23 protein-coding genes are annotated in these 22,581 nt (G+C 39.6%); 14 read left to right on the forward strand and 9 right to left on the reverse strand.

Translation table 11 applies throughout. The annotated features are described in order from the left end of the window. Window positions 1-237 precede the first annotated feature (237 nt). The 4 genes from ACNS8M_RS03925 to ACNS8M_RS03940 all read left to right on the forward strand — a co-directional run bounded on the left by ACNS8M_RS03925 (window position 238) and on the right by ACNS8M_RS03940 (window position 3,352). Window positions 238-414, forward strand: coding sequence for a hypothetical protein (locus ACNS8M_RS03925; protein ID WP_419225170.1), 177 nt, complete (start codon window positions 238-240; stop codon window positions 412-414). Between the two features lie 353 nt (window positions 415-767). Next, window positions 768-1,289, forward strand: coding sequence for an acyl-CoA thioesterase (locus ACNS8M_RS03930; RefSeq protein ID WP_168417843.1), 522 nt, complete (start codon window positions 768-770; stop codon window positions 1,287-1,289). A gap of 237 nt (window positions 1,290-1,526) precedes the next feature. Beyond that, window positions 1,527-2,105, forward strand: a complete 579-nt coding sequence (locus ACNS8M_RS03935) for a TetR/AcrR family transcriptional regulator (protein ID WP_168417842.1) — start codon at window positions 1,527-1,529, stop codon at window positions 2,103-2,105. A gap of 11 nt (window positions 2,106-2,116) precedes the next feature. After that, on the forward strand, window positions 2,117-3,352 hold the full coding sequence (locus tag ACNS8M_RS03940) for an MFS transporter (RefSeq protein WP_168417841.1): 1,236 nt from the start codon (window positions 2,117-2,119) through the stop codon (window positions 3,350-3,352). Window positions 3,353-3,577: 225 nt separating this feature from the next. Here the strand turns inward: ACNS8M_RS03940 and ACNS8M_RS03945 are convergent, their stop codons facing one another. Next, the gene (locus ACNS8M_RS03945) at window positions 3,578-3,790 is read right to left on the reverse strand and encodes a hypothetical protein (protein WP_168417840.1); all 213 of its coding nucleotides are present in this window, start codon (window positions 3,788-3,790) and stop codon (window positions 3,578-3,580) included. 490 nt (window positions 3,791-4,280) lie between these two features. Here ACNS8M_RS03945 and ACNS8M_RS03950 point away from each other — a divergent pair, with 490 nt between their 5' ends. The 4 genes from ACNS8M_RS03950 to ACNS8M_RS03965 all read left to right on the forward strand — a co-directional run bounded on the left by ACNS8M_RS03950 (window position 4,281) and on the right by ACNS8M_RS03965 (window position 8,387). Next, on the forward strand, window positions 4,281-5,303 hold the full coding sequence (locus ACNS8M_RS03950; protein ID WP_168417839.1) for a CobW family GTP-binding protein: 1,023 nt from the start codon (window positions 4,281-4,283) through the stop codon (window positions 5,301-5,303). Window positions 5,304-5,397: 94 nt separating this feature from the next. Then, window positions 5,398-5,928: a YaeQ family protein gene (locus tag ACNS8M_RS03955; protein WP_168417838.1), complete on the forward strand. Its 531-nt coding sequence runs from the start codon at window positions 5,398-5,400 to the stop codon at window positions 5,926-5,928. Window positions 5,929-6,042: 114 nt separating this feature from the next. Then, window positions 6,043-6,384, forward strand: coding sequence for an FKBP-type peptidyl-prolyl cis-trans isomerase (locus ACNS8M_RS03960; RefSeq protein WP_168417837.1), 342 nt, complete (start codon window positions 6,043-6,045; stop codon window positions 6,382-6,384). 161 nt (window positions 6,385-6,545) lie between these two features. Beyond that, a complete protein-coding gene (locus ACNS8M_RS03965; protein ID WP_168417879.1) occupies window positions 6,546-8,387 on the forward strand; it encodes a GGDEF domain-containing protein in 1,842 nt (613 codons plus the stop codon). Between the two features lie 42 nt (window positions 8,388-8,429). On the opposite strand, the gene ACNS8M_RS03970 is transcribed toward ACNS8M_RS03965, so the two are convergent. Further along, window positions 8,430-8,756, reverse strand: a complete 327-nt coding sequence (locus tag ACNS8M_RS03970; RefSeq protein WP_419225322.1) for a thioredoxin family protein — start codon at window positions 8,754-8,756, stop codon at window positions 8,430-8,432. Between the two features lie 135 nt (window positions 8,757-8,891). On the opposite strand from ACNS8M_RS03970, the gene ACNS8M_RS03975 reads away from it, so the two are divergent. From ACNS8M_RS03975 to ACNS8M_RS03990, 4 genes are all read left to right on the forward strand, one after another. Continuing rightward, window positions 8,892-9,884: an NAD(P)H-quinone oxidoreductase gene (locus ACNS8M_RS03975; RefSeq protein WP_419225171.1), complete on the forward strand. Its 993-nt coding sequence runs from the start codon at window positions 8,892-8,894 to the stop codon at window positions 9,882-9,884. 258 nt (window positions 9,885-10,142) lie between these two features. Further along, the gene (locus ACNS8M_RS03980; protein WP_168417835.1) at window positions 10,143-10,325 is read left to right on the forward strand and encodes a hypothetical protein; all 183 of its coding nucleotides are present in this window, start codon (window positions 10,143-10,145) and stop codon (window positions 10,323-10,325) included. Between the two features lie 166 nt (window positions 10,326-10,491). Continuing rightward, window positions 10,492-11,388, forward strand: a complete 897-nt coding sequence (locus ACNS8M_RS03985; protein ID WP_419225172.1) for a helix-turn-helix transcriptional regulator — start codon at window positions 10,492-10,494, stop codon at window positions 11,386-11,388. 171 nt (window positions 11,389-11,559) lie between these two features. Then, the gene (locus ACNS8M_RS03990) at window positions 11,560-12,066 is read left to right on the forward strand and encodes a hypothetical protein (RefSeq protein ID WP_168417833.1); all 507 of its coding nucleotides are present in this window, start codon (window positions 11,560-11,562) and stop codon (window positions 12,064-12,066) included. A gap of 78 nt (window positions 12,067-12,144) precedes the next feature. Here the strand turns inward: ACNS8M_RS03990 and ACNS8M_RS03995 are convergent, their stop codons facing one another. Both ACNS8M_RS03995 and ACNS8M_RS04000 read right to left on the reverse strand, forming a co-directional pair. Beyond that, a complete protein-coding gene (locus ACNS8M_RS03995) occupies window positions 12,145-13,473 on the reverse strand; it encodes a hemolysin family protein (protein WP_168460606.1) in 1,329 nt (442 codons plus the stop codon). A 128-nt stretch (window positions 13,474-13,601) separates the two neighbouring features. Then, window positions 13,602-14,591 carry a LysR family transcriptional regulator gene (locus tag ACNS8M_RS04000; protein WP_168417831.1) on the reverse strand — a complete coding sequence of 330 codons (990 nt, stop codon included), beginning with the start codon at window positions 14,589-14,591 and terminating at the stop codon, window positions 13,602-13,604. Between the two features lie 648 nt (window positions 14,592-15,239). Here ACNS8M_RS04000 and ACNS8M_RS04005 point away from each other — a divergent pair. Then, on the forward strand, window positions 15,240-16,841 hold the full coding sequence (locus tag ACNS8M_RS04005) for an isocitrate lyase (protein WP_168417830.1): 1,602 nt from the start codon (window positions 15,240-15,242) through the stop codon (window positions 16,839-16,841). A gap of 107 nt (window positions 16,842-16,948) precedes the next feature. On the opposite strand, the gene ACNS8M_RS04010 is transcribed toward ACNS8M_RS04005, so the two are convergent. After that, window positions 16,949-17,779, reverse strand: a complete 831-nt coding sequence (locus tag ACNS8M_RS04010; protein WP_419225173.1) for a hypothetical protein — start codon at window positions 17,777-17,779, stop codon at window positions 16,949-16,951. A gap of 384 nt (window positions 17,780-18,163) precedes the next feature. On the opposite strand from ACNS8M_RS04010, the gene ACNS8M_RS04015 reads away from it, so the two are divergent. Continuing rightward, window positions 18,164-18,748 carry a 1-acyl-sn-glycerol-3-phosphate acyltransferase gene (locus ACNS8M_RS04015; protein ID WP_419225174.1) on the forward strand — a complete coding sequence of 195 codons (585 nt, stop codon included), beginning with the start codon at window positions 18,164-18,166 and terminating at the stop codon, window positions 18,746-18,748. A gap of 50 nt (window positions 18,749-18,798) precedes the next feature. Here the strand turns inward: ACNS8M_RS04015 and ykgO are convergent, their stop codons facing one another. The 4 genes from ykgO to mrdA all read right to left on the reverse strand — a co-directional run bounded on the left by ykgO (window position 18,799) and on the right by mrdA (window position 22,504). Beyond that, window positions 18,799-18,921, reverse strand: a complete 123-nt coding sequence (gene ykgO / locus ACNS8M_RS04020; RefSeq protein WP_194557640.1) for a type B 50S ribosomal protein L36 — start codon at window positions 18,919-18,921, stop codon at window positions 18,799-18,801. Between the two features lie 92 nt (window positions 18,922-19,013). Further along, a complete protein-coding gene (locus ACNS8M_RS04025; RefSeq protein ID WP_168417827.1) occupies window positions 19,014-19,742 on the reverse strand; it encodes a sulfite exporter TauE/SafE family protein in 729 nt (242 codons plus the stop codon). A 110-nt stretch (window positions 19,743-19,852) separates the two neighbouring features. Beyond that, entirely contained in the window at window positions 19,853-20,410 is a 558-nt protein-coding gene (gene rsmD, locus ACNS8M_RS04030) for a 16S rRNA (guanine(966)-N(2))-methyltransferase RsmD (RefSeq protein ID WP_419225175.1), read from the reverse strand. Between the two features lie 3 nt (window positions 20,411-20,413). After that, window positions 20,414-22,504 (reverse strand): penicillin-binding protein 2, encoded by a 2,091-nt coding sequence (mrdA, locus tag ACNS8M_RS04035; RefSeq protein WP_419225177.1) that lies wholly within the window; start codon window positions 22,502-22,504, stop codon window positions 20,414-20,416. Window positions 22,505-22,581 lie beyond the last annotated feature (77 nt).

Raw genomic sequence — 22,581 nt, forward strand, 5'->3', positions numbered from 1 at the left:
ATTCATTTATATCTATAATTAAAAAATAGAATACTTAAAAAGTATCTCTTTAAGATGACTTGGATATTTAGATTTAAAACAGATTAAAAATAAATTCTCATTTGGCATATTTCAATTTATGCTATGTAGCAAATTACTTTTTTGTTTTGATGATGCTTGTCAGAAAAAATAAAGAAAATTCATTCACTTTAAGATAAATACTTTAGAACACAGCACAAAATTGAAGGGGGCAGCGTTATGTTGTATTTTCAAGTGGGGCAGCAGGTAAAACTGGCGACCATGGCAGAAGTTGTTTTTACCATTACCATGATTAATCCAGATGGGACTTATGTTATTGAAGCTGTATTAAGCCAAGATCAGACTTTAACTTATAGCAATGTGTCGCAGGAAATGCTGCGTCTGGCTGCTAATTAGTGTATCTGTAAGTCAATTTTTAAGCCTTTTTTTTGTCATCTAGCGTTAAAATTGGGTGGTAAATCACTTGAATTATCTATAAAAAATAAAAAATATGATGGTTTTTTGAACACTTGAATCAATGAGATTAACCGAATATCAAATTTGAACAAGTGTTTTAAAAAACAGAAATGGATTAAAAAATAACAGCTTGGGAGCATTGGCCTTTAGTCTTATAATTTTAAATAAATGTTGTCATAAACAATATAAATAATAATGATGCAGTTGTTGCCGAAATGAACATTCAAACTTTTCTAAACACGATATAATAATGGTTCTTATCTTACTGTCTTGAAAAGAGTCTAGAGAACGCGATGTCACCATTAGATCAAATTGCCCCAGTGTTAGATGACCAGTCAGAATTAACCATGACCGTGCTAATGACACCCGATATGGCAAATTTCTCGGGGAATGTACATGGTGGAACAATTTTAAAACTATTAGACCAAGTGGCATATGCATGTGCGAGTCGCTATTCGGGTAGTTACGTCGTGACCCTTTCGGTAGATAAAGTGAATTTTAAAGAGCCAATTCATGTGGGTGAATTGGTGACTTTCCTTGCCAGTGTCAACCATGTTGGCCGTACCTCAATGGAAATTGGGATTCGTGTAGAAGCACAAAACATTCAAAAACGTACTGTACGCCATACTAACAGCTGTTATTTCACGATGGTGGCTGTAGATGAACACGGTAAACCAAAACAAATTCCAGCACTGAAGTTAGATAATGACTGGAAACGTTGTCGTTTTGAAGCTGCAGAACAGCGTAAAGTGGCGCGTTTGCAGGAAAATCATCATCCATCTTGCAGCATTTACAAGAAAACTGAACACAGCTAAGTTGATGTTGACTCGCTGATCGGAACCTGCTTTTAAAATAAGCAGGTTTTTTTTATGCCTGCATTTTATTCCGTAAAAATTAATGATTGCTCAGGTACTTCGCTTGTAAAGCCAGATGGATCATCAATTGAAACGTCTTAGCACTAGTATCTACTGTAATCTTACTTTATTATATTAAAACGAAACGTATCGTATCGTTTTGTGGAGCAAATCACATCCACAAATTTGGGATAGCACATGACAGAGCATACACCAGAAAAAAGTTCCAAGCGTAAACAGTGCATTTTAAATGCAGTGGTGGCTGCGCTTGCAGAGCAGGACTATCGTCAATTGACCATTGAAGATATTGCTGCACGTGCAGGGGTAGGGAAGTCCACAATTTACCGTTGGTGGAAGCATAAGTCTGATTTGGTATTTGAGGCGTTTAAACAACAAACTGAGTCAGTGTTTGAGTTGGATTTTGAACAGTCCTTACAATTCAATTTGATGCAGCAACTTTCAAGACTGAGTCTGGCTTTAAATCATGGCGTGGGGCGGGCTTTATTGGTGGTTATGGCAGAGCAGCGTGAAACTGCGGGGCAGTTTTTTAAAGATTATTTATTGCCGCGTCGTGAGCAAACACGAAAGCTAATACAAGTCGCAATTCAGCGTGGTGAAATTCGTGAGGATTATCCTTTTGAGATGATGCTCGACACGTTATATGGGCCTATTCATTATCAAATTATTTTTTTCAACCGTATGCCTGATGCACAGTATATCCACGATTTAGTGCAGTTGGTGATTCAACCTGCATTGATGCCTACAGCACAATCGTAAAGTAAAATTTTATGTCTTCTTCATCTTCTATTGCAGACGGTTCACAACGATTATGGAATCGTTCCTTTATTTTGTGCGTATGCAATAACCTGTTTTTATTTATTTATTATTTTGCTTTGCTGACGATTTTACCCATATACATTATGAAAGATTTGGATGGTACGGTAAAAGAAGCAGGTTTGGCACTGACATTATTTTTAATTTCTTCCATCGCTATTCGACCATTTTCAGGTTTGATTGTAGAAAGACTGGGCAAGAAATTCTCTTTTCGTGGTTCAGAATTATTTTTTGTACTGTTTGCTTTTAGCTATTTGTGGATAGACAGCATGTGGAGTTTGCTGTTGGTGCGCTTTTTACATGGTATTTGGTTCAGTATTTTGACTACGGTTGCAGTACCTGTGGCCAATGATTTTATTCCAGAACAGCGTAAAGGTGAGGGCATGGGCTACTTTGTCATGTCCACCAATTTGGGTGTGGTATTCGGGCCATTGTTAGCTTTAACTGTAGTGCAATTCAGTAGCTTTCAGGTGTTATTCGGCATTTTATGCATCATTATGTGCATAGGCTTTGTCTTTTGTTGGCTGTTAGATGTGAAAGATAGCACAGCAACAGAACAACCACTTGCATCGATAGAGCAAGCGAATCGAAGTACATCCAAAAGTTTAGGCTTAAGTTGGCATGACCTGATTGAAACAAAAGTTATTCCTGTCAGTTTAGTGGCATTACTCACGGCACTGGCTTATTCAAGCATCATGAGTTTTATCACGGCGTATAGCGAATCCAAAAACTTACTGGCTTATACCAGTGTGTTTTTTGTGGTGTTTGCAGTGTCGATGATTGCGGTACGTCCGTGGGTTGGACGCTTATATGATCGGCGTGGGCCAAGTTCTGTGATTTATCCCTCACTGTTATTTTTTGCGATTGGCTTGGCCATCGTCAGCTTTTTATCTAATCAATGGGTCTTATGGCTCTCTGCTGTGTTCATTGGTATTGGTTATGGTTCTGTGTTCCCATGTTTACAAACCGTAGCGATTCAGTCTGTGTCTAAACAGCGGATGGGGCATGCAATTTCTACTTTTTTCACTTTGTTTGATTTAGGCATGGCAATTGGTTCAGTGTTGATGGGTGTTCTCATTGCATGGTATGGCTACTCGCTGACTTATATGTTGTGTGCGCTGATCACCTTGTTGACTTTAGTGCTCTATAAATTGATGGTGGTACCTACATTGGTGAAGAAAAAAGCGTAATTTTATAATGCAGTTGAGTAGTGTGGAGAAAGGGATAGTGCTGTTGATTACGCTATTAGGATTGGCTGCGATCTAAAGAGATTGTTTCCGAGTTAATCATCATTATTTTCTATGGTGGATTTAGGCTTTGAGTTACAAGACAACCGCTGTGTTCGCCCAGAGAGTGGAGTCAAACGCAACGGTTGTGGTATTTACAACTTAGCGTTGTGTCACTGTGTGAAGGACTTAAGGTTGTGGCGTTGCAGCAGCAGGTTGCTCAGTTGCAGTTTCAGAAGCTGGTTGTGCAGCAGTTTGTTCTGAAGCATGTTCAGCCACAGCTTCCTGAGTTGAAACAATCACTTTTTCTCGTTCGGTATTGCTGGTCTCAGCCTTGGCAGCAAAGCTGTTGGCTGTAGCAAATGCGAAGGCAGAAGCGAATAGAATATGAGTTAATTTCATAGTTTGGCATCCTTATTTAAAATTTATAAACCTAAATATTCAGCAGAAGCGAATCTTGCTTCTCAAATATTCAAATTAGTCATCACCTGACTTGAACATGCTGAACAGGGACTCATGCTAAGCAGTGCAGAATGTAGGATCAATGCTTGCAACAAAGCAAAACAGATGCGGTTACTTGAACATCACAATGATGATGAGCAGGTAAGAATTTGGTAAATTTTGTTTTAAAATTGCAGCTAAATTTCGTCAAAGTAAGCGTCTTTTCCCAAAGGAAATTGCTGGTGCAGCAATAAAACATTACATCGATCAGTGGAAAGCTGGAAATTTCGTGCAATTTATTGCGTAATTCAGGCTGGCTAAATGTAAGAGAATCTTTCAATAAACTTATTTTATAGCCCAAATTTTCACGTATTCAGATTCAGATTGAACTTAAAACTAAACTTGCTTAGCATGCTTGCTGTTGTTTGTACTTTAATACAGTGAGTTTGTTTTGAAATTAATTGCACCACAAAAAGCAGTTCCGACCCATATTATTTCTGGATTTTTGGGTGCAGGCAAAACCACCTTATTAAAACAATTGCTCAGTCAAAAGCCAGAACATGAGGTCTGGGCTGTGCTGATGAATGAATTTGGTCAAATTGGAGTAGATCAGCAATTGTTGCCGCAACAGCAAGGCTATCAAGTGAAAGAATTACTGGGTGGTTGTTTATGTTGTAGCAGTCAACTACCTATGCAAATTGCTTTATCGCGTTTATTGTCTGAAACCCAACCTGACCGTTTATTTATAGAGCCAACAGGCTTGGGCCATCCTGCACAATTGTTGGAACAACTAACTGAACCGCATTGGCATACACATTTATCTATGCGTGCTTTGGTGACTGTGGTCGATGGATCACGTTTGCACGATCATGCATGGTCACAGCAAAACCTATATGCAGATCAACTGAAAGCTGCGCAAATTATAGTGGTGTCACATGCAGATCAAATGCAGGCTGTAGACGAACAGGCGCTGGTGCAATTGCAACACGAGTATCAAGCCTATGCTCAAAGGTGGCTGAAAGCAGCACAAGGCAATATTACTTTGGCAGAAATTGATCAACTGTATGTAGGCACACAACGCAAAATTCAGCCCTTATTAAAATTACAAAAAACGCTGATCCCAGCTGCAAATACATCTGAAGCAGAAATTAAACAGTTGCCATATCATTATGTAGAAAGTGCTCAGGGCTATTCGGTGGCGGGCTGGAAATTTCCAAAACGTTGGCAATTCGACTTTTATCCACTGTTAGATTTGCTGTGTGAGCAACAAGACTGGTTACGCATTAAAGGAATTTTTAACACCAATCAAGGTTGGCAAAGTTTTAACTTCAATCCTGAGCAATTCAACTATCAATCTACCGAAGAGGGAATTGATAACCGCATCGAAATTATTTATCAAACAGCACGTGACTGGCAGGCATTTGAAGCAGAATTATTGGCCTGTCAGCTTGCAAATGACACATTAAATGAATGATTAAGGTGCAGATTGAACTGCAATCAATGCAGCAAAAAAAACTAAAATCTATTATGCTTAGCGGCAAATTTGACTTGGTTTTGGGAACAGCACAATGGCGCTAAAAGCGACAATTTATAAAGCAGATTTGAACATTGCCAATATGGATGTGCATCAATATGGTGACTATCAACTAACAATGGCATTGCATCCTTCTGAAACCATTGAACGCCTGATGGTGCGCATTTTGGCTTTTGCCCGTTATGCAGACGAAGTTTTGGAATTTACCAAAGATTTGTTTGAAACCGATGAGCCTGCCTTGTGGGAAAAAGACTTAACAGGTCAATTGATAAAATGGATTGAAGTAGGCTGCCCAGACGAAGACAAAGTCAAAAAAGCCAGTGCACGTTGTAAGCAGGTGGCTATTATTGCTTATGGCTCATCGGTAGATGAGTGGTACAAACGCAACAGTAAAATCAAAAGTTTAAATAATGTAGAAGTTTGGCAATTGTCTGCAGCGAGCACTGAAGCCATTCAAGCGCTGTGCGAACGCACCATGCAATTACAGCTGAATGTAATGGATGGTGAATGGACGTTGATAGGTGATCAGGCGCAGGCTCAGATTGAGTGGACACAGTTGCAATAATCTTTTGCAATAGTCTGCTGTAATTTGGTTGGAAATCAGTCAGACATTTGATTTTAAAATTTAATCCTTTGTGGTCTATGTTAATTACATGACCATTTATATTTGGAGATCCGCATGAGTGCAGAATTAGAAATTATTGATTTAGTGGTGGGTGAAGGTAAAGAAGCGGTTAAAGGTGCTTTAATTACCACACATTATACGGGTTGGTTGGAAGACGGAACCAAGTTTGACTCATCACTTGACCGTGGAAATTTTTTTGAAACGGTGATTGGCACAGGTCGTGTCATCAAAGGCTGGGATCAAGGCATTATGGGCATGAAAGTTGGCGGTAAACGTAAGTTAATCGTACCTGCACATTTGGCTTATGGTGAGCGCAAAATGGGCAATATTATTCCAGCTAACTCGAATTTAATTTTTGAAATTGAACTTTACGATGTGAAAACACGCGATCAATAATTTTATTTGATCTTGGTTGAACATCGTTGGTCATAAGTCATTCATCTGATGCATGTAAAGTATTGTATGAATGACTTATTTTTTACTTCAAATTTAGCTCAAGACCGATTAGATTAAAAAACAGGTATATTTAGGATCTATATTTTTTGGCCTTAATTCAGATGTGGCGCACTTGTGCGTTTATATGTTTGCTGTTGCTATGTAGTACGCTTACAACACATCATGTTTGGGCGCAGTATGAATCCGCACCTGAATCTTACTATTTACATCAAAAACTACTCAATCATATTCAGTTCACAGAAGACCATCCCAGCTTTTTAGAAGGTAAATGGCTGTTCTATCCACAACAACTCCTTCAAGAACCTAGCGCAGTCTTGTCTGCACAGACGGTGGAATTGCCAGCATCATTTGAAGATTTGACGGGCAATAGCAATACCTATGGCACTTTCATTGGGCATTTTCAAATTCCTAAAGAATTTTTAGGTAAACGGATTGCAATTTGGATTCCTAACCAATATGGCGCGTATCGAGTATTTTTAAATGGTGATGGTTTGGTGCGGGTTGGCACGGTGGGGGCAGATGCTGCCACCCACCAAACAGAAAATGCACCACGAATTGCTTATTTTGTGCCTGAAAGTGAATATTTTACGTTAACCATCCAAGCCTCCAGTTTTCAGGGCTTACAAGGTGGCTTAAAAAACCCAATGAAAATTGGTGTTAGTCGTGTCATCAACCAGCAATTTCAGCGTTTGATGATGAGTATTGCCATGATTTGTGGCGCAGTACTTGGTATCGGTGTGTTTACTTTAATGTTCTCAGCCTTTAGCCAAGCACAGGGAGGAAAGAACAAACATATCTTTATTCTTGGTCTGTTTATCGTTTTTCTGGCACTCCATAACTTATTTTCTGCCCCTTATGCTTATACCACTTTCCTGAATTTAAGCTGGTCATGGGGGCTAAGACTCGAATACTTATTTAGCTTTTTTGCGATTTTATTCTTTCTGAGTTATATGTTTTTACTCAGCACGCATTATTTAAACCGCTGGATTTATAGTGCGGCAATGTTGCTGCTCAGTTTTAATATTGGTGTGACGGTATGGGCTGAGCCTAGCATTTTTCAGCAACTTGCGTTTTATAGCGCCTTTTTCTTTATCGTCGTCTTGGCCAATTTTGCGTATGGGTTTTATCAAACTATTCGTTTGGGAGAGAGCTATTCTGCAATCAACTTTTGGGCGGTCATTATACTGTGTGCCACGTTTATTCATGACTTTTTATTGGTATTGAATCTTGTCGATTCCATACACTTATCTTTTATTTCCACCAGTGTGTATGCGTTGTTGATTATGTTTCAGCAGGCACGTAACTATGCCTATCACAATTTACATATTGAGCGACTTAACCAGAAGTTGATTAATCTCAACAGTTCTTTGGACTCTAAAGTGCAGGAACGTACCCAGCAATTAAGCAACTTAAATGAAAAGCTAGAGATGCAGGTTAAAATTGATGCACTTACAGGCGCTTATAACCGCCGTGCATTAAATGAAGAAATCCAGCGTTTGTATGTAGAAACGCTACAGGGCAAACGGCATATTTTGGTGTTTGCCATGTTGGATGTCGATTATTTTAAAAAATACAATGACCATTATGGGCACTTAAAAGGTGATCAAATTTTGCAAAATTTGGTCAAGGTGTTACATGCGACCTTACCTAAAAGCGCTTATGTCGCCCGTTATGGTGGCGAGGAATTTGCCATTTTGCTGCATGATATTCCGCAGCATGTGATTGGGCAGTTGATGCAAAACGTGTTGCAGGCGGTAAGAGATGCACAGTTTGAGCATGTCGCAAGAGAAGATCACAAACAATACGTGACTTTAAGTATAGGCGTTGCATGGATGACGCGTGAGTATAGCTACAGTCATGTGGATGATTTAATGAAAACTGCAGATGTGCATTTGTATCAGGCCAAACATGCAGGGCGTGATCAAGTGGTGGTTCAATCTTAATTCAAGCATGATCCTACAGTGATGTTGTCGCTAATCACTTTTTTAGGCAGATAGATAAGCTTGAATTTTTTTTTGTAATTGTGCATTGGAAATATTGCCAGACAATCGCTCCACAATATGACCATCTTGAAATATAAGCGTAGTAGGCAAACCAAAGACTTGATAGCGTAGGGTCAGAATGGGAGATAAATCTATATTCACTTTGCCGAATTTTACTGAGGCATCAAACTGCTGAGCAAGCTGTGTAAAAAACGGTGCATTCTGCACACAGGGTGAACACCATGGTGCATAAAAACGAATCACCGCCAAGCCCATTTCGTATTCAAATTCACGGTAATTATTTTCGTTATATTCTACAATTTCTGACATTGCATACCCTTTATTCATGAGTGAAAACACCACGTGAGTTGAATTATACCTAAATTGATTTGGGTTTTAATGCATTACTGTTTTATGTTCAAATAGTCAGAATTCATTTAACCATTAATCAAGCAGGGATTTGTCATGACCGCAAGCACAATGCAGCAAATTATTATTACAGAACCAGGTGGGCCAGAAAAACTGGCCTATGAAACCGTGGCAATTCCAGCAGCGCAAGCCAATGAAGTTTTAGTGAAAGTTCATGCTTTTGGTTTGAATCGACCAGATATTTTACAGCGTCAGGGGTTGTACCCAATGCCGAAAGGAGTAACTCCTGTTCCAGGTTTGGAAGTTGCAGGTGAAGTAGTTGCTGTAGGGGCAGAGGTCAGCCAGTTTAAAGTGGGTGATCGTGTTTGTGGCTTAACCAATGGTGGCGGCTATGCAGAATATTGTGTAGTACCAGAAAGCCAAACTTTGACTATTCCTGCAGGCGTGAGTTTTGTGCAGGCTGCAGCGATTCCTGAAACATTTTTTACTGTGTGGGCAAATGTATTCCAAATGGGCAAAGCCAAAGCTGGCGAAACAGCACTTATTCATGGTGGCACCAGTGGCATTGGTACAACAGCATTAATGCTGTGTAATGCTCTCGGTTTAAAAACCTTTGCGACAGTGGGTTCAGATGAAAAAGTACAGGCAATTTCACACCTCACTACAGCAATTAACTATAAAACTCAGGACTTTGAGCAAGAAATTCAGGCTGCTACAGACAATGCTGGGGTTGATATTATTTTAGATATTGTCGGTGCGCCGTATTTAGAGCGTAATTTAAACTTATTACGTCGTGATGGCCGCTTGGTGTGTATCGCATTTTTAGGTGGTGCAAAAGCCAAAGAGGTTAAGCTGGGTCAAATTATGATGAAACGTTTGACCATTACAGGCTCAACCATGCGTGCGCGCAACACGGCAGAAAAAGCAGAAATCACCAAAGGCTTACAAGAGACGGTATGGCCTTTATTGGAAAAAGGTGAATGCTTACCAATGATCTACAAAACATTTAAGTTTGATCAAATTCAGCAAGCCCATGCAGAAATGGACACAGGTGAGCATGTGGGTAAGGTTGTTGTAGAAGTACTTTAAGGCTTTTCGTACATCATTCAAAAAAACTGACCATGGGTCAGTTTTTTTATGCGTACAAATTTAGATACGATTTTTCAATAAAAATTACATTATGATTCTTCTAAATTTAATACTATTTTTCTAAGATTTACCAAAAAGTAAAATAATGGTGAACCATCCGACACAACCTGTCGAAAATGCGATGTATATTAATTCCAACCAAACAAATAAAGATTAAAAACATACCATCCTAACATTGCACAACAGAGGGCCAACATCATGAAAATTCTACCTTCTTTTTACAGTACTCAGCATAGTTTTGCTGCTTTGAAACGGTTGCACAAAAGCATTATTCGCAAGAAAATCAATTTAGGAGATTTACATCGCGTGTATAGTGCAATGCTACATTTAGAGCGTTATAACGCACGTTTAGATGCTGATAAGCGTGATAATTCATATTAAATTTTCACAGAAATTGGCAGTCTTTATTCATTGGTGCTAAAAATACGAGGTCGTTTTAATCTATATATTTAGTTGAATTTTCATTTTAAATTAAAGTCTTTATTATTTTTAATACGGTTATAGTGATAAAAAACAGTGCTATAGAAAAAAGCACAAAGAGGGTGTTATGAAATGTGTGAGTTCAACACATGAGCGTTTGGCAGATCGACTTGCCAATATTTTAACCAAATTAAATGTAGGACATCAATTAAGTGTCAAGGAGTTGGCAGAAGAGTTTCAGGTCAGTACCCGAACCATCGAGCGTGATTTTGACCGTTTGAATGCATATTTGCCTCTGCTGCAAGACCAGCGCAGCAAGCGTTATTATTTAGATTCATCTTATTTAGGCCGTTTTAAATTACAGGATATTCAGAACTTTGCTCAGTTGTCGGGCATCAGTGATTTATATCCTTCTTTGGACATCCTGTTTTTAAGGGAGTTAATGGATCATCGGGCAAACTTGGTGTTTTCAGCCAAAGGTTATCATTATGAAGACACCACTCAATACGCAGAACCTTTTAAGGTTTTGACGCAAGCTATCCAGCAAAAGAAATCGGTTGCCTTTGCCTATAAAGGTAGCTTAAGAGAAGTGTTGCCATATCGTTTAATCCATCATCACGGCAATTGGTATTTGGCTGCAGTTGATCAAGACACTTTAAGGGTCTACCGTTTAAGCCGTATTGAACAGGTTGATCATACGCATATCGCCCAAGACTTTGAGCATCAGACTGAAATTTTGCAGCAGTTGGAAGATGAAGAGGGCATTTGGTTTGGGCATGACAAACAGGAAATCCGTTTATCGGTAGATGCAGAAGTTGCTTTATATTTTAAACAGCGGCGACTGTTTCCAGAACAACAAATTCTTCAAGAAAAACCGTGTGGTGAGCTGCTCATTTCATGCCAAATCCGCCATGAAATGCAGCTATATCCTTTGGTGAGGTATTGGATTCCACATCTAAAAATTGTTGAACCGGCACATTTACAAGAGAATTTGCTCAAAGGCTTGAGCCATTATATTTGTTGATCTCAGGTTTTTTAGATGAGCAATGACTGTAAGGCGTTAAGATTACTGCTGATCTGTTCGATGTACTTTTACTTTACTGTTATCGCAGTAAAATTATTACAGCGGAATCTGTCGAGCTTTAGTCGAAATTGTGCGAAAATAGCATTTTGCTCTTTTGTCTAAGGACAGTACATGATTGACCAATCTCCTGAATCATTAAGTGATATCGAAATACTCGACATTTTACAATCCATGAAAAGTGATGAATTGGATACAGAGGCAAAAGAGATTATCCGTAATGGTGGGAAAGCTGGTCGTCAAGAAGCGCATAAAGCTGCGTTGGTGGCACTGAATCAGTCTTTTGAAAGCAAGTTTGTTGAAGCAGTTAGTTTGGCTTTACAACTGAACGATGCACAAGCTAAGAAAATTCGTTATAAAAAAGACCGTGTACGTATTTTGAAAGTACGTGGCATAGATTATTTAGCAATTGATGGTGCGGAAACAGCACAAGTCTTGGCACAGATCGCACAGGCAATTGTGCGTGAAGATGCAACGGTTACCCATGATTTGCACAATATTTTCCCATTCTGGAAAGAAGGCTGGCCGATGGTGCAATTTGATAATGTTTATAAAATCTTAGCTGAAGATATTGCAATTCATTATCATGCAGTATTGGATGAATTGATTAAGCAATACTAATATTTAGATCGTTCCCAATAAAAAAGCACTATATCATTTACGATGTGGTGCTTTTTTATTGTCGTGTTTAGCACATAGTTATTCTTCTGTTGCTACAGCATTTGCGTTGTCCAAAGGTTCTACAATGCGCGTTACCAAGAGTTGGTCAATTTTAAAATGATCGACATCGACCACTTCAAATTTATAACCATCAAATAATACAGAATCTGCAGGTCGTGGAATTTTTCGCAATTTATACATCATAAAACCTGCAATAGTTTCATAATTTTCATCATCGGGCATTTCATCAATTTGCAGCGCATGTTTAATGTCTTCAATTGGGGTGCTGCCATCAATCAACCATGAGTTATTGTCACGTTTAATAATTTGCTGGTCTTCTTCAATGGGTGTCACCCAATCGCCCATTACGGTAATCATAATATCCGACAGGGTAATCACACCGACAACCAAGGCATACTCGTTAATCACCACCGCAAATTTTTCTTTGGTGGAGCGGAAACGATCGAGTACTTCAGAAAGCGTGAGGGTATCTGGAATGGTCAAAACATTACGGATGGTGCTTTCATTCAGTTGTAGTAAAGATTGATTGTTTAGAATTCTGACCAAAATGTCTTTGGCATCCACATAACCAATCACGTCATCAATATTTTCACTGCACACCAAAAATTTGGAATAGGGATATTCTGCAAGTTTTTGTCGAATACTGGCTTCTGATTCCTTTAAGGTAAAAAACACCACATTTTCACGTGTGGTCATACTTGAAGGCACGTTACGCTCTTCTAGTTCAAACACGTTTTCAATAAAGTGATGCTCTTGCTTCTGCAAAACACCAGCTTGCGCACCTGCATCCATGACCGCAGAAATATCATCAAAAGTAATGTTATCTTCACGGGTGGTATTGACTTTAAATAAACGGAACAGCACATTGGCAATGGCATTGATCATCCATGCCAAAGGTTTACAGACCCGAATAAAAATCTGAATGGGGTTAATAACCGCTACCGCAATTTTCTCAGGGGCTATCATGGCCAAGCGTTTAGGCATGAGGTCGGCAAATAAAATAAACAGCGATGTGACCAAGGTAAAAGAAAGCGCAAAACTGATGGTTTCTGCCCAAGGCCCTTGATAAAAGCGCATGACTAGGTTGTAGAAATAAGGACGAAATGCACCTTCACCTAAAATACCACCTAAAATTGCAACAGCATTTAAGCCAATTTGAGAGGCCGCAAAAAAGTCAGCCGAGTTTTCTTGTAGGTCTAATACTTTTTGGGCACGTTCATCGCCAGATTCGGCTAAAATTTTTAATTTAACTTTACGCGCACCTGCCAGTGCAATTTCGGTCAGGGATAAAAAACCAGCTCCGACAATGAGTATTAAGATAATAACGATATTCTGGAAGAGGCTCACGAATCCACCTGTGGATTATATTATTGTATCTATTACAAATTTGAATCTTTTTAAAATGCTGAGGAATACCGAAATATTCCTCATTTGAGTATAAGCTTTTACAAATAATAAGTTCAGTGAATTTTTAATTAATAGGCTGAAAATTGAGAGTTATTCATTAAAAACTCACGATTTTCTTCCTCAATCATCTGACGTGCCACATATAAAATCAGTTGACGTAACCAGCGGTGCGCAGGGTGATGATGTAGCAATGGACACCATGCCATCTTCAATTCAAATTCTGGAATATAAAATGGTGGGTCTTTAATGAGTAAATTTTGGCTTTTGGCTTGTAAGCGTGCGATTCGGGTTGGCAGGGTAGCAACTAAATCGACATTAGAGGCAAGTAAAGCAGGCATTTGATAATGACGGGTAAATACCGAAATTTTACGTTTTTGGCCAATACGCTCTAATGCTTGGTCAATCCAACCTAAACCAGCCTGTTTTTCAGGATTTACGCCAAAGCCAACGCCCATACCAGTTTTAGAGACCCAAATATGCTGAGCATCTAAATAACTTTTTAAATTGAGATTATTGGCAGCAGGGTGTTTGTGATTGAGTAAGCAAGAGAAGCTGTCACGCCAGACTAAAACCTGATGAAAACTTTGCGGAATTTCATTAAAACGGTTAATCGCCAAATCAACTTTGCCTTGTTCCATGTCACGGTATGACACATCACTAGGCGTTAGAAAGTCGAGTACAACATTGGGTGCTTCAGAACGTAACGCTTTAACCAAACGCGGTACTAGTGTTGCTTCGGCATAGTCGGATGTCATAATCCGAAAAACACGATTAGAGGTATAAGGGCGGAATTCGGTACGGGGTTCCAGAATCATGGAAAGGTCAGACAAGGCATCACGAATACGCGGTTGTAGTTCTAGCGCGCGTTCGGTAGGGGTCATACCTTCAGAAGAACGAATTAGCAGGGGATCATTAAATAAATTGCGTAAACGACGTAAAATATTACTCATGGCAGGTTGGGTGACCCCTAATTGTTCTGCAGCACGTGTTACATTTTTTTCACGAAGTAAGACATCAAGATAAATTAATAGATTAAGATCAACCCGCTCCAGATTCATAAAATAAATACCGAAAATAAAATCAATAAATTATAGGGATTATGCCATAAGCTGTATGGCTTGTGTAGAAATTATGATGAAAAAAACGACGAGATAAACAGCAAAAAATGGCAATAAAAACAGCCAAAGTCCTGACTATTTCTGAATGAAATATGTGTACAAGCGCATTACTTTTCTAATTGCAGTATTTTAAAAGCGTGTATGCCAATAAGCATTGGCAAAACTGATAATAAAACAAAGCTTTTGAGTGAAATCTATGCAGTTGTATTGAATTGAATATCATCAAATTTTATCTAAAAAATGGCAGAAATGGCCAATGCAAGTATTTTTTTAGAAACGCAAGACTTAAGTCTAATGAATAAATTATCTTCAAAAAGATGAATTTGTAAGCAAAGATATTTATGGTTTTTTAAAATTAATACAATTTAAAACAATGGTTTAGTTTTTTGTGAGCTTGTCAGAGTAAGACTTTGATCTATACATTTTTTTAAAAAATACCGAGAATTACACGAGAATATTGGATTAATTCATTCAGTCAATCTACTCTGTATTCATCGTAACGAAGTGCTCTAAATCTGAGCAATCAAGCATAAGCGCGATTTAGCCTTCGATTGATAAATCCTAAATAATATTACAGGGTAAAATATCATGTCTACATACCAAACAGCGATTGATGCAATCCGCGAATTAAAAGCAAAATTCGGCAACACTTGGGCAGACATCAGTCCTGAAGATGCTGCGCGTATGCAAATGCAAAACCGTTTCAAAACTGGTTTAGACATTGCTAAATATACAGCTGCGATTATGCGTCGTGATATGGCTGCTTATGATGCTGATTCAAGCAAATACACTCAATCTTTAGGTTGCTGGCACGGTTTTGTTGCGCAACAAAAAATGATTGCGAACAAAAAATACTTCGGTACTACTGAGCGCCGTTATATCTACCTTTCTGGTTGGATGGTTGCTGCACTTCGTTCAGAATTCGGTCCTCTTCCTGACCAATCTATGCACGAAAAAACTTCTGTTCCTGCATTGATCGAAGAAATCTACACTTTCTTACGTCAAGCTGACGCAAAAGAATTAAACGATTTGTTCCGTGCACTTAAAAAAGCACAAGACGCTGGTGACACTGCTAAAGCTGCTGAAATCACAGCACAAATTGACAACTTTGAAACTCACGTTGTGCCAATCATTGCGGACATCGACGCTGGTTTCGGTAACGAAGAAGCAACTTACTTACTTGCTAAGAAAATGATCGAAGCGGGTGCTTGTGCTCTACAAATCGAAAACCAAGTTTCTGACGCTAAACAATGTGGTCACCAAGCTGGTAAAGTAACTGTTCCACACGAAGACTTCATCGCTAAAATCCACGCTTTACGTTATGCGTTCTTAGAAATGGGTCTTGACGACGGTATTATCGTTGCACGTACTGACTCTGAAGGCGCTGACTTGACTCAAAAAATCCCAGTGGTTAAAGAGCCAGGCGACATCGCTTCTCAATACATCAGCTACTTAGACACTCAAGAAATTGACATCTCTGAAGCGAAAGAAGACGAAATTCTGATCAAGCGTGATGGTAAATTACACCGTCCTAAGCGTTTAGCTTCTGGCTTGTATCAATTCCGTGAAGGCACTCAAATTGACCGCGTTGTACTTGACTGTGTAACTAGCTTACAAAACGGTGCTGACCTTCTTTGGATCGAAACTGCGACTCCAAACGTAGAAGAAATTGCACACATGGTTAACCGTGTGAAAGAAGTTGTTCCAAATGCGAAGCTTGTTTATAACAACTCTCCATCGTTCAACTGGACTTTAAACTTCCGTCAACAAGCTTACGACCGTTGGGTTGCTGAAGGTAAAGACGTTTCTGCTTACGACCGTGCTAAATTAATGAGCGCTGAGTACGACAACACTGAATTAGCAGCTGATGCTGATGAAAAAGTTCGTACATTCCAAGCAGATGCTTCTCGTGAAGCAGGTGTGTTCCACCACTTGATCACACTTCCGACTTACCACACTGCTGCGCTTTCTACTCATGAGCTTGCAGAAGGTTACTTCGGTTCTGAAGGTATGTTGGCTTATGTTGCTGGCGTACAACGTAAAGAAATCCGTGGTGGTATCTCTTGCGTTAAACACCAAGCAATGGCTGGTTCTGACATCGGTGACGATCACAAAGAAATCTTCTCTGGTGACAACGCACTTAAAGCTGCGGACGAAGCTAAAAACACTATGAACCAATTCAACGCGTAATCGCTGAATGGTTTAAAAGAAAACCCTGCGTAAGCAGGGTTTTTTTATGGCTGTTAAAAAGTGATGAAGCTATTTTTGAATAAAATTTTAATGAATCAAAGTTTTGCTTATTTAATTTTGATCACATCTGCCTGTACAGAAGCAGGGTAATGAAAAGATACTTTAATCCACTGTTTTTGTTGTGCAGGAATAGGCAATAAAAATTCAGGTTCAATCACTGCTGCGTATTCATGGTACTGTTGATCTACTAAAATCAAATCACTGGCATTGAGCTTAAGCGTCTGATCGGATTGGTTGTGAATTGTTAGAAAATAATCATGTGTAATCACAGGATCATTCAATTCTTTAATGGCAACGCTTTGCACCTGCTCAGCTTGAATATCTACATGCTTCAGGGCATTGCTAACTTGCATATTTTCTACAGGGTGTAGAAGAACTTTTTTTGCAGCGTGTTGTGATTGTTGCTGCTGTAAGTGCAGCTCCAAGCCATAAGCAGTCAATTGTATAGTCGCATACGTGCGACCATTCTGCGTTTGTAGTAACCATTGATCTGCGGTACTAGCGGATGGTTCTTGATTTGATGATGTTATTTTGGGTGTGACGGCCTGAATGTGTCCTGTCACATTGTTTTCACGACTGCGCTGCTTAAAACGTTGTACTTCATTGAGTTGAAAGCTTTGATCTTCATTCAAGCGTAAATGAATCACATGTTGCTCGCAGCGTTCACAAGGTAGCAGGGCTTTAAAATCACCCGCCCATTGCCCAATCGTTTCAGTGCTAGATGCAGCAGTTTCAGTTTTAGTTAGGACTTGAGCTTTAGGTAAAATTTGGTTTTCAGGTGAAAATGCTGCCTGATTTTCCTGATGTTTTTCTGTTTGACCACAGGCAGATAGCAGCAGGGTGAGGGTGGTCAATGTGAGATGATAACGATTTAGCATACAAGCTAGAGATTCAGAGCTGTCTTGTTGTCACCTTAAACGTTCATGTCTAGTCTGAAAAGCCGATTCACGACATTTTTTCAGCAGATTTGTTGCAACTTATAACAAGTTAGATGCCGCAGTGACTTTATACACCTTGTTATATCCCTCAAAATGTCTAGGTTTTATGGTGCTGATGATCATACTGCATATTGTGACCTGAAGTTTAATTTTGCAGGGAACAAGTCAATAAATTGAATAACTTTGCGAAGAACTGGTCGTTCATCTCAAATGCATCATTTTTTTGTACATTTATATAGTAATTGTCTATTTATTATTCAATTGCTACTTTTATCTTGGTCAGCAGTTGCTAAAATTCGTCCACTTTATTTGGGGTATGTGGTTGTGTTTGAAAAATTAGCTGAGCGAAGCCTAAATTTAATGGGTTGGGAAATTGATAATCATTGTCCGTTGGAATTAGACCAATATGTCATGATTGCCGCACCGCATACCAGTAATTGGGATGCCCTCTATGCACGTTTGGGGCTTAAGGCTTTAGGTGTTAATGTTCGTCTTACCATTAAAGACAGCTATATGAAATTACCATTTGGCCCTTTTGTTCGTGCCATGGGTGGAATTGGTATAGATCGTCGTCCTAAAGCACCTGGTGAAGCACGTCCAAGTATGGTGCAGTTAATGACGGATTTATTTAAGACCCATCCGAAATTGGTCATGTTGGTCACGCCAGAGGCAACGCGTGCGCGTCAGGAACAATGGAAAACAGGGTTTTATCACGTGGCTGTAAATGCAGGTGTACCTATTGCCTTGGCATATATGGACTATGCAAAAAAGAAAACAGGTATAGGTAAAATTGTTTTTCCTACGGGTGATTATGAAAAGGATATGGCTGAAATTATGGCATTTTATGCACAAATTGAAGCTAAATTTCCTGAGAACTTTAGTGTGGATACACGTTACTATTCAGAGTAAGCGATGGTATCAACATTCAAATTGAATGTCTCAATTGAAAAGACAGGGCATTAGCCCTGTCTTGCTTTAAAGCGTGGGTTGGATTTGCAGATCACAAATAATTTGCCACGACGTTTTACAATTTGGCAATCACCGCGTGACTTTGCACTTTTTAATGAAGAACGAACTTTCATACGTTTTAAAACACCCCTTATTGCAATGTTATAATATTACATATTTAAGCGGATTTGAAAAGCAGAAATTGTTGCGATTGTGGTATTTGTATCTATACAGTGGTGAGTAAAAGAAAACAGCCTGAAGCAAATAACAAGCTCAGCACAATTTGTTTAAATTGCTTCTCAGAAATTTTATAAAATAATTTTGCACCTAAAATTGCTGGCAGGCTCACACTGATGATAATTACTGCCATGTAGGGCAATTGTGTTGTGTCTAAGTGACCCTGTATGGCATAAGCCAACAGTGTAAAAAGCTGAATGGCAAAGTTAAAGTGCCGCAGAATATAGCGTTGTTGTTCTTTGCTAAGATTTTTTAGCATGACCCATGCAGAAGGTACCGAACCGCAAAATCCACCTAAACCGCCTAAAATACCGCCAATAAAACCAATAGTGCTATCGGCAATTTTTCCTGAGCGTTGAATGGCTGGAATTTGAGGGTTAAGCAGCATAATCGGGCACCACAATACTAAAAATAAGCCTAAAATTATTTTAAAGGTTTCGGCATTGAGTACATTCAGCAAATAAGTCCCCAAAGGGACACCAATAAAACCTGCAATGAGATAAGGCAAAATCAGCTGTTTGCTGAGTTGATGTGGTTGTTCATTATACAGTGAAATTAAATGGCTCCACACGGAGGCAAACACCACCAAGGGCGCAGCCAATTGTGGTGCGAGTACCCAAACCCAAAATGACATTGCCACCAAGGCAAATGCAAAGCCAGTCAAGCCTTGAATAAAACCAGCAATGATTGCGCCTAAGATAAACAGTAACCAAGTCATAAGGATACTCATCTAAGTGTTAAAGGCTCGTTAGTGGTACGCATACGCTTAAAAATACTATTGAATGTATATGGTGAAAGAAACGTATAAACGATAAATTTAGCGCCAATTTAAGCCGTAGTCTTTCTATATAAGCCTGCACGAACTGTACCTGCTTTGGTATCTTTTATTTTTTGCCAGCTATTTGGCAGTTTTAATGTGTTTAAATCACAATCTGCTTCAACATAAATCAAAGCATTTTCTGCAGTGAGCGGATCACTTAAATGCGACAACTCCTCCCATAAATCTAGACTATACGGAGGGTCTAAAAAGACCAAATCAAACTGACCTTTAAGTGAGTTTAAGGCTTGTTGTGCTGTACTGACTTTGAGTTGAGCTTGAGCTTTAGTCACACGTAACAACTCTAAATTCTGTTGTAGAAATTCAGCCTGCGTACGATTTGGCTCAATCATCACTACTTGTGCTGCACCACGTGAAAGTGCTTCAAAGGCTAAAGCACCTGAACCTGCGCAAAGGTCTAAAACTTTACTATTTTGCACATCCCACATCAGCCAGTTAAATAAGGTTTCTCGCACACGGTCAGGGGTCGGGCGTAGTCCTTCAATCGAGGCAAATGCCAATTGGCGACGTTTCCATTCTCCACCAATGATACGCAGTTGATTTTTCATAATTTAATCACTCTCTACGGGGGTTGCTGGAGATGTTGAAGTTGTAGCTGCTGGATTTGGCACCACTGGCTGAGGCTGAACTATAGTTGAACTCGGATTTGTAGATGAGTGAGTTGTTGCAGCAGGTGCTGTTGCTGTATTGGCTGTGTTTGCAGATGGCACAACTGTTGATGTCACTTCACCACTTGGCAATTCACTCGGTTTTAAACCTGCGGTCATTAAACCACCGCTGACTTGTGCAGCAGAAGGGCGAATAGGCTTTTTATCTTTATTGAGTAACCAGTAATCTAAAATTGGGCGCGCCAAGGCTGTTGCTGCAGAACCACCACGGCCATTTTCAAGAATAATTGCAATAGCAATCTCAGGGTTTTCCGCAGGGGCAAAGCCGACAAACAAACCATGGTCAAGCTGACGATCTGTCAGCAATGCTTCATTATAGCGTTTGCCCTGTGCAATACTTTTAACCTGTGCTGTTCCTGTTTTGCCTGCAACAGAATATTGCAAACCACTTTTGATTCCTTTACCTGTGCCTGATTGAATCACATCAACCATAGCTTCACGCATTTTAATCCAGTCTTCTTCAGTACCATTAAAGTCAATTTTACCGTTGGTGCCATTGTGAACTTTAAAAGGTTTTGCACCACGGCTTTCACGTAGTACGTGTGGTGTAACTTTAAAGCCTTTGTTGGCGGTGATGGCGGTGGCCATCGCCAATTGTAAAGGGGTAGAAGTGAAGGCGCCTTGTCCAATGCTGACGGAAATGGTTTCACCTTTCATCCACTTGGCTTTACGAGTACGCATTTTCCAATCAGGGTTTGGATACAAGCCTGTGCTTTCACTTGGTAGGTCTACTCCAGTTTTTTCACTAAAGCCAAACTGACGCATCCAATCGTTCATTTTTTCAATGCCCATACGATAGGACAGTACATAGAAATATGTATCGCAGGACACGACTTGGGCTTTATGCATATCGACAATGCCATGTCCAGATTTTTTATGGTCACGGAAACGGTGGCTGTCACCCGGTAAAGTAAAATAGCCATAATCTTGAATGGCAGTTTTCCAGTCGACATAACCATAGTGAATACCACCAAGGCCAAACATGGGCTTAATGGTCGAACCAGGTGGATAAACCCCTTGTACTGCACGGTTATACAGTGGCTGATCTAAATTATCACGCAGGGCAGAGTAGTCAGTATGACTGATGCCTGTGACAAATAAATTGGGGTTAAAACTTGGGCTAGAGACTAAAGCTAAAATTTCACCTGTACGTGGGTCAAGTGCCACAATTGCACCACGGCGTTCTGCCAGTTGTTCAGAGGCGACCACTTGCAAGCCATAATCCAATGACAAAAACAAATCATTGCCACGTACAGGGTCTTTGCGTCCTAAATTGCGCAGTACATTCCCGTGTGCATCGGCTTCTACAGATTCATTGCCTGGAACTCCGTGCAGCAAATGCTCATAAGATTTTTCCACCCCAATTTTGCCAATCAGGTTGGTGCCTGCATAAGCATCCTTATCAATTTCTTTCAGTTCTTTATCATTAATACGCCCGACATAACCAATCACATGCGCAAATAGCTCGCCATGTGGGTAGTAACGCGTCATTTGAGTTTCAATATTGACCCCTGGGAATTGAAACTTCACTTCACTAAAGCGGGCAATATCGGATTCATTTAAATTCAGCTTGATCGATACACGTTCAGTTTTACGTGAAGTTTTAATCCGACTTTTAAAGCGATCTATATCTTCTTCTGTCAGTTGTAAAACAGGTGTCAGTCGCGCAATGGTATCGTCAATATCTTCAACATCTGCACGGCTTAAAGTGGCTGAGAACACAGGGTAGTTATCTGCCAATAACACACCATTGCGGTCATAAATATAACCACGTGCAGGTGCGAGTGGTTGTAGCCGAATTCGGTTTTTATCTGATGCAGTCGCAAATTCATCGTAGCCGCTAATTTGTAAAAAGGCATAACGAGCCACCAACAGCAGCAAGAAAAAAACCACAACACCCACCGAAAAAAAGATGCGATTGCGAAAAATACGCTTCTCTTGCTGAGCATTTTTTAACGGATAGTGTTGTTTCATACAAAAATTGGCTTAACAAAAATGAGGGAGAACGAATTTGGACTATTCTAACGCATCTATTGGCAATTTTGAGTAAC

This window comes from Acinetobacter sp. A2 (assembly GCF_048537555.1).
GTDB lineage: Bacteria > Pseudomonadota > Gammaproteobacteria > Pseudomonadales > Moraxellaceae > Acinetobacter.

What these genes read in the sequence shown, in the direction of transcription:
- ACNS8M_RS04010 (WP_419225173.1), bottom strand. Translation starts at nt 17,779, where the DNA reads ATGCTAAATCGTTATCATCTCACATTGACCACCCTCACCCTGCTGCTA.
- ACNS8M_RS03970 (WP_419225322.1), bottom strand. Translation starts at nt 8,756, where the DNA reads ATGTCAGAAATTGTAGAATATAACGAAAATAATTACCGTGAATTTGAA.
- ACNS8M_RS03980 (WP_168417835.1), top strand. Translation starts at nt 10,143, where the DNA reads ATGAAAATTCTACCTTCTTTTTACAGTACTCAGCATAGTTTTGCTGCT.
- ACNS8M_RS03945 (WP_168417840.1), bottom strand. Translation starts at nt 3,790, where the DNA reads ATGAAATTAACTCATATTCTATTCGCTTCTGCCTTCGCATTTGCTACA.
- ACNS8M_RS03940 (WP_168417841.1), top strand. Translation starts at nt 2,117, where the DNA reads ATGTCTTCTTCATCTTCTATTGCAGACGGTTCACAACGATTATGGAAT.
- ACNS8M_RS03990 (WP_168417833.1), top strand. Translation starts at nt 11,560, where the DNA reads ATGATTGACCAATCTCCTGAATCATTAAGTGATATCGAAATACTCGAC.
- ACNS8M_RS03985 (WP_419225172.1), top strand. Translation starts at nt 10,492, where the DNA reads ATGAAATGTGTGAGTTCAACACATGAGCGTTTGGCAGATCGACTTGCC.
- ACNS8M_RS03965 (WP_168417879.1), top strand. Translation starts at nt 6,546, where the DNA reads ATGTGGCGCACTTGTGCGTTTATATGTTTGCTGTTGCTATGTAGTACG.
- ACNS8M_RS04005 (WP_168417830.1), top strand. Translation starts at nt 15,240, where the DNA reads ATGTCTACATACCAAACAGCGATTGATGCAATCCGCGAATTAAAAGCA.
- mrdA (WP_419225177.1), bottom strand. Translation starts at nt 22,504, where the DNA reads ATGAAACAACACTATCCGTTAAAAAATGCTCAGCAAGAGAAGCGTATT.
- rsmD (WP_419225175.1), bottom strand. Translation starts at nt 20,410, where the DNA reads ATGAAAAATCAACTGCGTATCATTGGTGGAGAATGGAAACGTCGCCAA.
- ACNS8M_RS03975 (WP_419225171.1), top strand. Translation starts at nt 8,892, where the DNA reads ATGACCGCAAGCACAATGCAGCAAATTATTATTACAGAACCAGGTGGG.
- ACNS8M_RS03930 (WP_168417843.1), top strand. Translation starts at nt 768, where the DNA reads ATGTCACCATTAGATCAAATTGCCCCAGTGTTAGATGACCAGTCAGAA.
- ACNS8M_RS03960 (WP_168417837.1), top strand. Translation starts at nt 6,043, where the DNA reads ATGAGTGCAGAATTAGAAATTATTGATTTAGTGGTGGGTGAAGGTAAA.
- ACNS8M_RS04025 (WP_168417827.1), bottom strand. Translation starts at nt 19,742, where the DNA reads ATGACTTGGTTACTGTTTATCTTAGGCGCAATCATTGCTGGTTTTATT.
- ACNS8M_RS04000 (WP_168417831.1), bottom strand. Translation starts at nt 14,591, where the DNA reads ATGAATCTGGAGCGGGTTGATCTTAATCTATTAATTTATCTTGATGTC.
- ACNS8M_RS03935 (WP_168417842.1), top strand. Translation starts at nt 1,527, where the DNA reads ATGACAGAGCATACACCAGAAAAAAGTTCCAAGCGTAAACAGTGCATT.
- ykgO (WP_194557640.1), bottom strand. Translation starts at nt 18,921, where the DNA reads ATGAAAGTTCGTTCTTCATTAAAAAGTGCAAAGTCACGCGGTGATTGC.
- ACNS8M_RS03925 (WP_419225170.1), top strand. Translation starts at nt 238, where the DNA reads ATGTTGTATTTTCAAGTGGGGCAGCAGGTAAAACTGGCGACCATGGCA.
- ACNS8M_RS03955 (WP_168417838.1), top strand. Translation starts at nt 5,398, where the DNA reads ATGGCGCTAAAAGCGACAATTTATAAAGCAGATTTGAACATTGCCAAT.